The organism is Streptomyces albidus (ex Kaewkla and Franco 2022), from assembly GCF_013870515.1.
Lineage (GTDB): Bacteria > Actinomycetota > Actinomycetes > Streptomycetales > Streptomycetaceae > Streptomyces > Streptomyces albidus.
On the sequence record NZ_JACBXA010000182.1, the window covers coordinates 1 to 12,246 of the forward strand.

Annotated in this window: 11 protein-coding genes and 1 pseudogene; 3 read left to right on the forward strand and 9 right to left on the reverse strand. The window is 70.4% G+C overall.

Features of this window, described 5'->3' with window-relative positions:
* Positions 1-168: 168 nt before the first annotated feature.
* The 3 genes from H5J26_RS22335 to H5J26_RS22345 all read right to left on the reverse strand — a co-directional run bounded on the left by H5J26_RS22335 (position 169) and on the right by H5J26_RS22345 (position 3,778).
* Positions 169-1,575, reverse strand: a complete 1,407-nt coding sequence (locus H5J26_RS22335; protein WP_419183835.1) for a hypothetical protein — start codon at positions 1,573-1,575, stop codon at positions 169-171.
* Positions 1,576-1,825: 250 nt separating this feature from the next.
* Positions 1,826-2,560 carry a sulfite exporter TauE/SafE family protein gene (locus tag H5J26_RS22340; RefSeq protein ID WP_181767721.1) on the reverse strand — a complete coding sequence of 245 codons (735 nt, stop codon included), beginning with the start codon at positions 2,558-2,560 and terminating at the stop codon, positions 1,826-1,828.
* A gap of 270 nt (positions 2,561-2,830) precedes the next feature.
* Positions 2,831-3,778 carry a methyltransferase domain-containing protein gene (locus H5J26_RS22345; RefSeq protein WP_181767722.1) on the reverse strand — a complete coding sequence of 316 codons (948 nt, stop codon included), beginning with the start codon at positions 3,776-3,778 and terminating at the stop codon, positions 2,831-2,833.
* Positions 3,779-3,849: 71 nt separating this feature from the next.
* Between H5J26_RS22345 and H5J26_RS22350 the strand changes: the two genes are divergently transcribed.
* The 3 genes from H5J26_RS22350 to H5J26_RS22360 all read left to right on the forward strand — a co-directional run bounded on the left by H5J26_RS22350 (position 3,850) and on the right by H5J26_RS22360 (position 6,140).
* Positions 3,850-4,578 carry an ABC transporter ATP-binding protein gene (locus H5J26_RS22350; RefSeq protein WP_181767723.1) on the forward strand — a complete coding sequence of 243 codons (729 nt, stop codon included), beginning with the start codon at positions 3,850-3,852 and terminating at the stop codon, positions 4,576-4,578.
* Positions 4,575-5,654 (forward strand): ABC transporter permease, encoded by a 1,080-nt coding sequence (locus H5J26_RS22355; RefSeq protein ID WP_181767724.1) that lies wholly within the window; start codon positions 4,575-4,577, stop codon positions 5,652-5,654. Before H5J26_RS22350 ends, H5J26_RS22355 begins: the two co-directional genes overlap by 4 nt.
* An 81-nt stretch (positions 5,655-5,735) precedes the next feature.
* Positions 5,736-6,140 (forward strand): globin, encoded by a 405-nt coding sequence (locus H5J26_RS22360; RefSeq protein WP_309238023.1) that lies wholly within the window; start codon positions 5,736-5,738, stop codon positions 6,138-6,140.
* Positions 6,141-6,304: 164 nt separating this feature from the next.
* Here the strand turns inward: H5J26_RS22360 and H5J26_RS22365 are convergent, their stop codons facing one another.
* The 6 genes and pseudogenes from H5J26_RS22365 to H5J26_RS22390 form a co-directional block, all read right to left on the reverse strand.
* Complete coding sequence (locus H5J26_RS22365) at positions 6,305-6,967, reverse strand: hypothetical protein (RefSeq protein ID WP_181767726.1); 663 nt, start codon at positions 6,965-6,967, stop codon at positions 6,305-6,307.
* The gene (locus H5J26_RS22370) at positions 6,936-7,382 is read right to left on the reverse strand and encodes an acyl-CoA thioesterase (protein ID WP_181767731.1); all 447 of its coding nucleotides are present in this window, start codon (positions 7,380-7,382) and stop codon (positions 6,936-6,938) included. The genes H5J26_RS22365 and H5J26_RS22370 overlap by 32 nt, the downstream gene beginning before the upstream one ends.
* A 15-nt stretch (positions 7,383-7,397) precedes the next feature.
* Positions 7,398-9,062: an energy-dependent translational throttle protein EttA gene (gene ettA / locus H5J26_RS22375; protein ID WP_181767727.1), complete on the reverse strand. Its 1,665-nt coding sequence runs from the start codon at positions 9,060-9,062 to the stop codon at positions 7,398-7,400.
* A 208-nt stretch (positions 9,063-9,270) separates the two neighbouring features.
* Positions 9,271-10,758 carry a thioester domain-containing protein gene (locus H5J26_RS22380; protein ID WP_181767728.1) on the reverse strand — a complete coding sequence of 496 codons (1,488 nt, stop codon included), beginning with the start codon at positions 10,756-10,758 and terminating at the stop codon, positions 9,271-9,273.
* A gap of 212 nt (positions 10,759-10,970) precedes the next feature.
* Positions 10,971-11,450, reverse strand: coding sequence for a single-stranded DNA-binding protein (locus H5J26_RS22385; RefSeq protein ID WP_181767729.1), 480 nt, complete (start codon positions 11,448-11,450; stop codon positions 10,971-10,973).
* A 245-nt stretch (positions 11,451-11,695) separates the two neighbouring features.
* Positions 11,696-12,246: pseudogene (locus tag H5J26_RS22390) on the reverse strand (ATP-binding protein); the annotation flags it as partial.

Consider the following 12,246-nt stretch of genomic DNA (forward strand, 5'->3'; position numbering starts at 1 on the left):
CGGACGGCGCCGAGAGGACGGTCGAGGCCAGGACCGCCACGACGACTCCGAGTCCGCTCGCGGCGACGGCGAACGGCTTCGCGTGGCGCACGTACTGCGGGCGCCGCTTCATGCCCGGACGCCGCATGCGGCTCCGGTCGCGCTGCGCTCCGTCCATCCCGTCCCCCCTCACCGGTACTCCGAGAGCCTGCGCCCGATGCCGAGCACCGCCGCGCCCGCCCCGAGGAGCCCCAGCACGACGGCGGCTGCCGCCACGCTGCTGAGCGCCGCCCGCCCGTCGTCTGCCTTCGCCTCGAACTCCCGCTGCTCGTGCGCGGTCGCCTCGCCGAGGCTGGTGTCGACCTCGTCGAACGTCTCGCCCGTGCTTCCCTCTTCGCCGATCACCATCTCGACCGCGTCGTCGTAGTCCCCGTCGTCGTCCTTGGCACGGGCCTCCTCATGACGCTCGCGCCAGCGCCCGACGGCCTTCTCCGCGTCCTGGACGGGCCGCCTGCCCGCGGAGTCGTCAGCGAGCGAGGAGGCGTGGCCCAGGAAGCCGGCGCCCCTCTCCTTGCCCGCGACCTCGCCCATCTGCTTCTTGTAGCTCTGCTCGTACTCGCTGCCCGCACCCCGCGCGACGAGCGTCATGTTCTCGTCGCCCCGTGCCTGGAGGGAGCCGATCCACGCCTGGTTGAGCACCCGCAGCGACTGTGCGCCCTCGTCGTCGGACTCCCCGAGGGCCGACTGCGCCAGCACGTGCGCGCCGCTCAGCCACAGCAGAGCGACGACGGACGCGGCGGTGGCACCCAGCAGCCCGAGGTTGAACACCCTGTTCGTACGGAGGTAGTTGCGGCGCTGCGCCCAGGCCAGCGCACCGATGGCGAGGGCCCCGGACGCGAGCGCGAACCACGGCCACGCGGTGGCGTCGGCGTAGTCGTCGTCGAGGCGCGCGGACTGTGCCGTGTAGAGCAACTCGGCCGCGGGCAGCAGCTCGCCGCGCATCTGCTCGTTCGCGTAGCGCAGGTAGGCGCCGCCAAGCGGCAGCCCCTGCCGGTTGTTGGCGCGCGCGGACTCCACGAGCCCTGTGTACTCGGGCAGTCCGCGGTTGAGCTTGATGATCTGCCGCTGCGCGGACGGCGATCCCTTGGAGTTGGCCGCCGCCGAAGCCAGCAGGCCGGACGCCATTTTGATGTCCCGCTCGTACCTCTGCCGCATGGAACGCGGTTCGTCGCCGCCCGAGAGGAACCCGCTGGAGGCCGCAGTGTCCGCGTCGGCCAGGGAGCGGTAGATGCGTGCCGCGTCCGCGCTGAGGGGCTGGCTGTGCTCCACGACGGAGTCGGCGGCGCTCGTACGGTCCGAGAACTGCCACGCCGTCACAGCGCCGAACACCAGGATCAGCAGGGCCAGTACGGCACCGATGACGCGAAGACGCCCGGGCTCGGTCGTGACCGCGGCGCGGAGCCTGCGCACGCCCTCGGTCCACGCGCTGTGCCGCGGCGGCTGGGGTGCCGGGGAAGCCGGAAGAGGGAGCACGGGCTGCGCGGGGTCGGGGACGGAACCGGGCTGCTGCACCGGTTGCACGAGCGGTTGCGTCACGGCTCGTTGCCCTCCCCCTTGGTCGCCGACGGCCCGCCCCCGTGCCTACGTTGTGCAATGTCCCTGTCGCTACGGGTTCGGAGCCCTCCGCCAGAGTATGGCCGCAGGCAACCCCCAACCACACCGTTTCGGCAGGGATCTTGTTCGTATCGGGATCTGCGTGTGGCAGCTGTGCCGTCAATTCGTCAACACGCATACGGCCAGGCTGCGGTTCCGTTCCGCGCCGCGAAGAAGATCCCGGAGGGGGCTGTCAGAGCAGCAGCCAGACGCCCTTCGCGGTCGTGGCCACGCCGCCTGCGAGTGCCAGTCCCAGGATGATGCGGCGCGCTCCCTTCTCGGGCGTACGGGCGGCGAGTGCACCGCCCAGGAGAACGCCCGCCCCCATGGTCACCGCGACGAGCAGCCAGGCCGGGCGGGTCAGGTGCGGAATTCCCTTGGCCGTGACGGACAGCAGGTTGACGACGAGCCCGTAGAACTGCGCGTTGGGCACGAACTCCCGTGCGGTCCAGCCCGCGTTGGCGGCGTAGAGCGACAGGGCGGGACCGCCCGTGCCGGTGGCGGAGTTCATGAATCCGCTGACCGCGCCGGCGGCGACGGCGCCTCCCGTTCCGTGCAGGGCCCGCACGCGGGCGCCGAGCAGGACGAGCGTCACGGCCACCGTGATGAGAGCGCCCAGACCGGTCAGCAGAACGGGCTCCGGCAGGCGAAGGGCGAGCCACGCCCCCAGCGGCACGGTGAGGGCGGCGGCAGCGACCAGCGGCACCATCGTGCGCATGCGCACCTGCCGCCAGGAGGTGGCGAGCCCGATGACGCCGATGACCACCCCGGCGCAGTTGACCAGCGCCACCCCCTGCACGGGCCCCATCAGGAGCACCAGCGCGGGCGAGGCGAGCAGTCCGAAGCCGATGCCCGCCAGCCGCTGCACGGACGATCCCAGCAGCACGACGCCGCCGAGGAGCGTGAGGAACGGCCAGCCGGTGAGCATCCTCTGAAACTAGACGCACGGGCGCCAGGACTGGAGGGGTCGGTTCCGGCGGATTACCGCACCGCTCCCCGCTCGGTCGAGGCACAACGTGCATCGTGCATGTAAATCGCCCATAGCGACGCCCCGTTCGGCGTCCGCAGCGGTGTGCTCCTGGTCACTTCCGCGGATCAGGGTGCTGCTCCCCCGCTGACGGCCCGCCCTGCCTGCGCCCTCGCGCTGCCCGGCTGCCTGGGTCCGCTCGCCGCCTGTCTGCCTGGGTCCCGCTCGCCGTCACGCCCCGCGCAGCGGCCAGGTGTGCGGGCCCTCCGGGTCGTCCAGCCAGGCCCACTGCTCGCCCTTCCGGATCGTCACGCCGTACCGCTCCCGCAGCGGTCGCCCGGTCGTGCGCCAGAGCTCGTACACGTCGTGCGGCTCCATCGCGCCGGCGGTCAGCCGGAAGAGGAAGTGGAAGGAGTCCTGGCGCTGAGCGTGCCGGGGGATGTCGTAGCGCGCGGCCGACCGTACGGGTGCCGAAGCGCCGCCCCCGCGCAGCGGGACAAAGAAGGCGGGGGTGTCCAGGAAGCGACCGGTTGCGTGCAGCCCGTCGGTCACCTTGAGGGTGACCAGCCCCGTGCCGATCGGCGCCAGCACGAGCGCTCCGGGCGCGCACTGCCCCAGCCAGGCGAGAGGCACGGACGAGAGGGCGCAGGTGGCGATGATGCGGTCGTAGGGCGCGTACGCGGGGGCTCCGAGCGCGCCGTCCCCCGTGACGACGCGCGGACGGTATCCGGCGGCATCCAGGTGTTCGCGGGCGGAGCCGGTGATGTCCGGGTCGAGGTCGACGGTCGTGACCCTCGCCTCGCCCAAGCGGTGCGCGAGCAGCGCCGCGTTGTAGCCGGAACCGGCACCGATCTCCAGCACGCTCATCCCGTCGCGCACGCACAGCGCCTCCAGCATGCGAGCCATCAGGGAGGGCTGGCTGCTTGAGGAGACCAGGTCGCCGTCTCGTACCCGCGTGGCCAGCGGCACGTCGTCGTACACCCCGGCCAGCCACCGCCTCCGCCGCTCCGGGTCCGGGTCGTCCCGCCACAGCCGTTCCTGACCGCCGTCCGGAGCGGGGGCGAAGTAGTACGGGACGAACAGCTCGCGCGGCACCTCCGCGAAGGCAGCCCGCCACGCGGGGTCGGCGAGCGCACCCCCCTCGATGATCTGTCGCAGGAGATCCGCAGCAGCTGGCATGCCTCCACTGTGCTGCGACGCCGCGCCGCACGCGAGGCCGGAGGGTGACCTTCCGGGAATAGCCTCCCCGCATGACAGACACAGCGATCACAGTCGAGGGGCTGCGCAAGCGCTACGGCGATACGCAGGCCGTCGACGGGGTCTCGTTCGAGGTGAAGCACGGGGAGTTCTACGGCATCCTCGGACCCAACGGGGCGGGCAAGACCACCACTCTGGAGATCATCGAAGGGCTGCGGGAGCCGGACGAGGGCACCGCCCGGCTGCTGGGCGAGGCCTCCTGGCCGCGCAATCCGGCACTGCTGCACCGAATAGGCGTGCAGCTTCAGGCCTCGGCGTTCTTCGAGAGGCTCAGCGCCCGCGAGCAGATACACACCTTCGCCTCGCTGTACGGAGTCCCGGGGGATCGCGCCGACGCGATGCTGGAGACCGTCGGCCTGAACGACAAGAGCGGCACCAGGGAGAACAAGCTCTCCGGCGGACAGGCGCAGCGGCTGTCGATCGCCTGCGCACTCGTGCACGACCCGGAGCTCGTCTTTCTGGACGAGCCCACCACCGGCCTCGACCCGCAGGCACGCCGCAATCTCTGGGACCTGCTGCGCACGATCAACTCCGAGGGCCGCACGGTCGTGCTGACGACGCACTACATGGACGAGGCGGAGATCCTCTGCGACCGCGTGGCGGTCATGGACAACGGCCGGATCCTGCGCGTGGGCACTCCCGCGCAGTTGATCGAGGAGCTGGGGGTGCGGTCGCTGGAGGACGTCTTCCTCCAGCTCACGGGGAGGGAGTACCGGGAATGAAGAGCTTCATAAGCCTCTCCAAGGCCATGGCTCTGGGACTGCTGCGCGACCGCGCGGCGGTCTTCTTCATGCTGGTCTTCCCGCTGATGTTCCTGGCCATGTTCGGCGCGCTGTTCAGCAACGACTCCACGCCGCAGTCGAAGGTGATCCAGGTCGGCGACGTCAAGGTGCTCGACGCCATGCCGGACCAGCAACGCGCCGCGCTGCGCGACGTGTTGAAGATCGAGAAGACGGACGGGTCCCCCGCTGCACGGAAAGAGGCGCTGGAGAAGGTGCGCAAGGGCGACATGGACGCCGCCGTCTTCCAGCAGGACAAGGGCGGGATCGAACTGCGCTACTCGGCCGCCGACTCGGTGCGCTCGGGCAGTGTTCGCGGCGTGGTGGACTCCGTCGTCCAGCAGGCGAACCAGCAGGCGACCGGACAGCCTCCCGCCTACCGGCTCGCCCCACGGCAGGTTGAGGACGAGTCGGTCAAGCCCATCCAGTTCCTCACTCCCGGCCTGCTGAGCTGGGCGGTGGCGATGGGCGGGGTCTTCGGATCGGCGCTGAACCTCGTCAGCTGGCGCAAGAAGCGGATCCTCCGGCGGCTGTGGCTGGCCCCGGTGAGTGCCGGTTCGGTGGTCGGCGCGAGGGTGGGCGTGAACCTCGTGCTCGCCTTCGCGCAGACGGCCGTCTTCATCGGCCTGGCCACCCTCCCCGTGTACGGACTGCAACTGTCCGGGTACTGGTGGCTGTGTCTGCCGCTCGTCGCCTGCGGGACCCTCGCGTTCATGTCGATCGGTCTGCTGATCGGCTCCTGGGCCAAGACCGAAGAGGCCGCCAACGGTCTCGCCCAGATCATCATCCTGCCGATGGCCTTCCTCTCAGGATCGTTCTTCCCGCTGGACGTCGCACCGGACTGGGTGCGCTCCGTATCGGAGTTCCTGCCGCTCACCTACCTCGCGGAGGCGATGCAGTCCGTACTGAGCAGGGGCGAGAGCTGGGGTGCCGTGCTGCCCGTGATGGGCGGGCTCCTGGCGTTCGCCGCGGTGCTCACGCTGATCGCGTCCCGGCTTTTCCGCTGGGACGACGCCTGAGCGAGCCCCGGGGCCCCGGCCGCCGGCCTGCTGGGAGTAGGACCAGCGGCCTCGGCCGGGGCATCTGCGACCATGGGGGGCGTGATGGAGATTCCGCGCGGCAGCTTGCAGACGCAGACCTTCTACGAGCAGGTCGGCGGCGAGGACACCTTCCGACGGCTCGTGCACCGCTTCTACGAGGGCGTCGCGGAGGACCCGATCCTCCGCCCGATGTACCCGGAGGAGGACCTCGGCCCGGCCGAGGAGCGGCTCACGCTGTTCCTCATCCAGTACTGGGGCGGCCCCCGTACGTACAGCGACGCCCGAGGGCATCCCCGACTGCGTATGCGCCACATGCCGTTCAAGGTCGACCGGGCCGCCCACGACGCATGGCTGAAGCACATGCGGGACGCCGTCGACAGCCTCGAACTCGCACCCGAGCACGAACGTCAGCTGTGGGACTATCTCGTGTACGCCGCCGCGTCCATGGTCAACTCCGAGGGCTGAGCGCCGGGTTCACCGCGTGCGGGGCACGCGGTGAGATGCAGCGGCCGACGGACATAGACGGGCCCCGCGGGTGTGCGGGGACGGAGCCGCCGCCACCCGCGAACTCACCGCGATCGACCGCTCCGGACGGCTGCACGCTCAGAGCCGAGGCGGCCCCGGGAGCGTCACACGGGGGTGACGCTCAACCCCTGTCCTCGCTCGCCACGGCTGCGTACCACCACTGAACCGCCCGGCGTGCGCAGCCGCAGCCAGGGGCCGGTCCGCAGAAGGCCCAGCGGAGCGTCACCGATCAGGAACCCCAGCGCGTGCGCCGCGTGCGCGGTGCGCAGCGGCAGTTGAGTACGGCCGAGCGGCCGGGACCAGATCTCCTCGGCGATCGCGTCCAGCGTCTCGCGGGTGCGGTCCTTCTGCGCCAACTTCTCGGCCCGCTCACGGAATTCGCCGACGGCCGCCGCCGCGACGGCACGCACCGCGTCAGAGGGGACCTCGCCGAAGGCCTCCCAGCCCCCGCGCGGCGGCAGCACACCCGTCCACGGCGGCCCCGTCACCGCGTCGGGGACGGTGACTGCTTCGGCCGGTTCGTCGACGCCCTCGAGCAACTCGCCCGCGGAGACGGTGATGTCCACGTCGACCGGCTCGAGCAGCCGGGCGGTACGCACGACCACGACCTCGAAGCGAGCCGGCTTGGCGAAGATCCCCACGACGCCGGCGCTCGCCTGGATGCGGACCGCCGCGTTCTTCTCCCAGCGCAGCAGCCGCTTCAAGAACGCGTCGAGCCCCGCCGCCTCTGCGGGGTCAGCGAATACGAGACGCTTCCGCACTGTCATCGAAATAGCCTTCCAGGAACCCCCGTTCGTCGGGCGTCATCCGACGCGGGTGCTCCTCCTTCAGGTCGTAGGGGACGATGACCGTCGTCGCTCGCACGTACACCGTGCCGGCGTCCTTGATCTCGTACGAGAGGGTGGCCGAGGCCGCGTTGAGCTTCGTCACCCACGTCTCCACCGTGACCGGCTCGTGCCGGTGGAAGAGCGGACGCAGATAGTCGATCTCGTGCCGGGCCACCACGCAGCCGCCCGCGAAAGGCGGCTGCGCGTCGGAGCCGGTCACCGATTCCCCTGCCAGCCGGAACATGAAGTCGATCCGCGCCTCCTCCAGATAGCGGAGGTAGACGACGTTGTTGACGTGCCCGTAGGCGTCCATGTCCGACCAGCGCAGAGGGCACTGGTATGTGTGGCGCACGATCCGGTCTGCCTCGCCTCAGCCGCGGGTGAGCTTCTTGTACGTCGCGCGGTGGGGGCGGGCCGCATCCGGACCGAGCCGCTCGATCTTGTTCTTCTCGTAGGACTCGAAGTTGCCCTCGAACCAGAACCACTTGGAGTCGCCCTCGTACGCGAGGATGTGCGTCGCCACGCGGTCCAGGAACCAGCGGTCGTGGGAGACGACCACGGCGCAGCCGGGGAAGTCCAGCAGGGCGTTCTCCAGGGAGGAGAGCGTCTCCACGTCGAGGTCGTTCGTCGGCTCGTCGAGGAGCAGCAGGTTGCCGCCCTGCTTCAGGGTGAGTGCCAGGTTAAGCCTGTTGCGCTCACCGCCGGAGAGGACGCCCGCCGGCTTCTGCTGGTCCGGGCCTTTGAAGCCGAACGCCGAGACGTAGGCGCGCGAGGGCATCTCGACCTGGCCGACCTTGATGTAGTCCAGCTCGTCGGAGACGACGGCCCACAGCGTCTTCTTGCTGTCGATGTTCTCGCGGCTCTGGTCGACGTAGGAGATCTTGACCGTGTCGCCGACCTTGATCGTGCCGTCGTCCGGCTTCTCCAGGCCCTGGATCATCTTGAAGAGCGTGGTCTTGCCCGCGCCGTTCGGCCCGATCACGCCGACGATGCCGTTGCGGGGCAGCGTGAAGGACAGGTCGTCGATGAGGACCTTGTCCCCGAACGCCTTGCTGAGGTGTTCGACGTCGACCACGATGTTGCCCAGGCGCGGGCCCGGCGGGATCTGGATCTCCTCGAAGTCCAGCTTCCGGGTCTTCTCCGCCTCGGCGGCCATCTCCTCGTAACGGGTCAGGCGCGCACGGGACTTGGCCTGACGCCCCTTGGCGCTGGAACGGACCCACTCCAGCTCGTCCTTGAGCCTCTTGGCCCGCTTGACGTCCTTCTGGCCCTCGACCTTCAGACGGGACTGCTTCTTCTCCAGGTACGTGGAGTAGTTGCCCTCGTAGCCGATGGCACGGCCGCGGTCCAGCTCCATGATCCAGCCGGCGACGTTGTCCAGGAAGTACCTGTCGTGAGTGATGGCGACGACGGTGCCCGCGTACTTCGCCAGGTGCTGCTCCAGCCACTGGACGGACTCGGCGTCCAGGTGGTTGGTGGGCTCGTCCAGGAGGAGCAGGTCAGGCTGTTCGAGCAGCAGCTTGCACAGCGCGACGCGACGACGCTCACCGCCGGAGAGCGTGGTGACGGGCCAGTCGCCGGGCGGGCAGCCCAGGGCGTCCATGGCCTGCTCGAGCTGCGACTCCAGGTCCCAGGCGTTGGAGTGGTCGAGCTGCTCCTGCAGCTTGCCCATCTCCTCCATGAGCTCGTCCGTGTACTCGGTCGCCATCTGCTCGGCGATCTCGTTGAAGCGGTCGAGCTTCCCTTTCGTGTCCGCGACACCGGCCTCGACGTTCTCGAGGACGGTCTTCGACTCGTCCAGAGGCGGCTCCTGCAGCAGGATGCCGACGCTGTAACCCGGGGAGAGCTGGGCGTCGCCGTTGGAGGGCTGGTCGAGCCCGGCCATGATGCGCAGCACCGTCGACTTGCCGGCGCCGTTGGGTCCCACGACACCGATCTTCGCGCCGGGCAGGAAGCTCAAGGTGACGTCGTCGAGGATCACCTTGTCGCCGTGCGCCTTGCGCGCCTTGCGAAGGGTGTAGATGTACTCAGCCAAGAGGAACCGTCCGGCAATCAGTAGGTGTCGAAGTGCGGCAGCGCCGCATGGGCAGACAGAACCATCTTGCCGCACATCACCCCTGAGCCCGAAACGGGGCGGGTGCGGCCATGGGACGCCGGACCGTCGCCGAGCGACTACACCCGGCTCTTCCGGCGTCTTCCGCAGGTCCGGGCCGCCCCGGGACGCACAGCGGGGGCGGCGGCGCTCACTGCTCCTCGCCCTCGTCCGTCTTCCGCCTGCGCACGATGAGCAGCGCCACGACGCCGAGGAACACCAGACCGACCGCGAGCCCCAGGATCAGCGGGGTGTTGCTCGCCCCGGTCTCGGCCAGGTCTCCGCCGTCCTCCTCGCCCGCACCGGCGTCGCTGCCGCCGACCGTGGCCGTGTGGGACTGCGGTGTGAGCCCCTCGCCCTCCTGGGCGGCGAACGCGCTCTTGGTGGCGCAGTCGAGCACCCCGGCGATGGTCTTCTCCGGCCCGGCGGAGGGCGTGACGGGTATGCGGTATGCCTGGTCCTCCTCGACGGGGACGGTGATCGTCCTGCTGCCGTGAGCCGCCAGCCCGTGTTCCTTGCCCGCCAGGCTGAAGCGGTGGGACTTGTCGCCTGCGGCGGCGACAGTGACGTCCACACCGCCCTTCGCGCAGTTCTTCTCCGTCGTGACGGCCGGTATCGCCCCGGTCTCGGACCAGTTGACGGTCGCCGACGCGGAGACGGTCGACTGGCTGGACCCCGCGAGGATCTGCACCTGGCTCATGGCGTGCCCGCCGACGCCTGCGAAGGCGCGTCCGACCGGGATCTTGGTGGCGGCCTGCACGGTCAGCGAGCTCGTACCCGCTGCCCGGCCCCCCTCCGGCACCTGGAAGTAGAGACGCGATCCGTCCCTCGCCGCGGTGACGGGCTTGCCGTTCCCAGCGACGACGCGCACACCCTGCGCGGCGGAGCCGGAGGGCGCCGTGACGCCGGCGGCGGAAGCGTTCGTCCGCACGGTGACCGGCCCCAGACGCCCTCCGGTCCGGCCTGCGACCTCCACCGTGCCGAGGGAGAGCGACGCCGACGGCTCGCGCATCGTCCTCGCCTTCCGCTGCAGATGGTCGGCGAGCTTCTCGGCGCCCGGGTCGAGCGCGCGGACGTCGGCGTCGCCCGCGGTGCCGGCACCGTCCGTGAACCTCCAGATGGCCACCTGCGTACCGGCTGCGGCCGTCTGCGGGGTGAGCCTTCCGGCACCGGCGGACTTCGCCAGCGCCTGCAGATCGTCCACCTGCGGGTAGGAGTGCCGGAGAATCCAGAGGATCTTCCCGGCGTTCGCGTTGTCGTGCAGCGAGGTCTGAGCCCAGTCCGTCTCGCCGTAACGCGCGTGCTGCTGGGTGGGATTGTCGACGTCCAGGCCGTACGACTGAAGGGTGCCGCCGCCGTCGACGGACATCTCGAAGAGCCCGGCGCCCGTCTTCAGTTCCTCGCCGTCCTCCCGGACGGCGGCCTGCCCGTATGTCGTCAGACCTTCCAGCGTGGCGGTGGCCCCGCCCTGACGTGGTGGCTCGTCGACCGCCGACGCCGGCGCGGCGAATGCCGCTCCGCCCATTGCCGGCAGCACTGCCGAAAGGACTGCGGCGATGAGCGCGACGGCAAGCACCCGTCCCGCCCGGGCCGTCACGCGTCCGCGCAGGACAACCCCTGCCGTGCGGACAAAGCTCATGGTTTTCCCCTCCGGGCGGACAAGCACGACTGCCGAACGGTCACCGAGGTGACCGGAGTGGTCGAGCAGATCGTGTCTCGCCGCCAAGCACTGAACCCCCGTCAGCCATGCGGAGGATCGTATGGAGCGGATGCTGCCCGTTCCCCATCGATCCGGTCGCACAAGCGTTCCGACTCGCAATCGTTATCGGTGAAACCGGCGGACCGGGACGATCAAGACGCGGACGCCTGACCTGGAATCCCGGCTTCCGCAATGGCCTCGTGAAGAGCTTCCGAAGTGCCTGTGAAGGACTCGGAGTTGTCAGCGGAGACACCGGGCGGGCCCGTCCGCGCCGCGGCCACCCGGACGAATGCCGAGGTACCGCGCGAGAGGTCGTGCCCGATGCTCAAGGCCATCAGGTCGGCGGAGACGAAATGCCGGCCGTCGCGCTCGGTCTCCCGGATCCGCATCTGCCCCGTCACGATGACCGGCTCCCCCACCGTCACCGACGAGGCGACGTTGGAGGCGAGAGCCCGCCAGGCCCAGACGGTGTAGAAGCTCGTGTAGGCGTCGGACCAGCCGCCCCGTTTCTGGTCGAAGCGCCGCACGGTGCTGGCGAGCCGGAACCTTGCCACCGGCACCCCCGCAGCCGACGTCTTGAAGTCGACCTGAGTCGCGGTGTTCCCCACGACCGTCACATGCGCCTCGTTCATACGCCCCCCTCTCCGCCCGCTCCTGATGCGGACCGGCCGCCGTTCCCCTACGCCGCGGCTCGCGGACTGACCACGGCTCGCAGAACAGACTGCACCGATTCGCGAAATCCCGCTCTGAGCTGGGGAGAAGCAAGAGCCTGTGGACAACTCCGCCCCGCACAAAGGTGATTCGGGCGCGAGAACGAACGAGAGCGGGCCCCACCGCTCGCAGCGGTGGGGCCCGGCAACCCTGGTCCGGCAGCGGCCTACAGCCCCGACGCCTCCCCCGCGGCGATCACGTACTGCTCCCGCACCTCGCGGTATCGCAGCAGCTCCGCGGCCACCGGCTCCAGCACCCGCACCTGTCCGCACGCCGCCACAAGCCTCCGCAGCCGCAGCTCCTCGCGCTGCCCGTAAGCCGCAGCGGGACCGCGGGCGGCGAACCGGCATCCCCAAGCCAGCAGGGAGCCTCCGAGCATGCCGCCGATCAGCAGCGCCACGCCCATCCATTCCTCGCCGACGCTCGCCCCCAGCGCCGTACCCAGCACCCACACCGCACCCAGCACCTGAAGTGCCAGCAGCCCCAACTGCCCCATCAGGGCGAGGGTCCACCAGGCCGGCCGGGGCGGAACCTGTGTGCTCTGTGCGGCACGGCCACGCCCGCCCGGTGCCGCCTCTCCGTCCGAAGGCGAGGTACCGGCCGAAGTCCCGGCCGCTCCCCCTGCCCCGTCGGCGCCGCTCTCGATGCCGGCGTCTCCGCGCAGAGCCTCGTCCAGCGACTCGGGCACCAGCAGGACGCCCCGCGATTCGGCGCCGT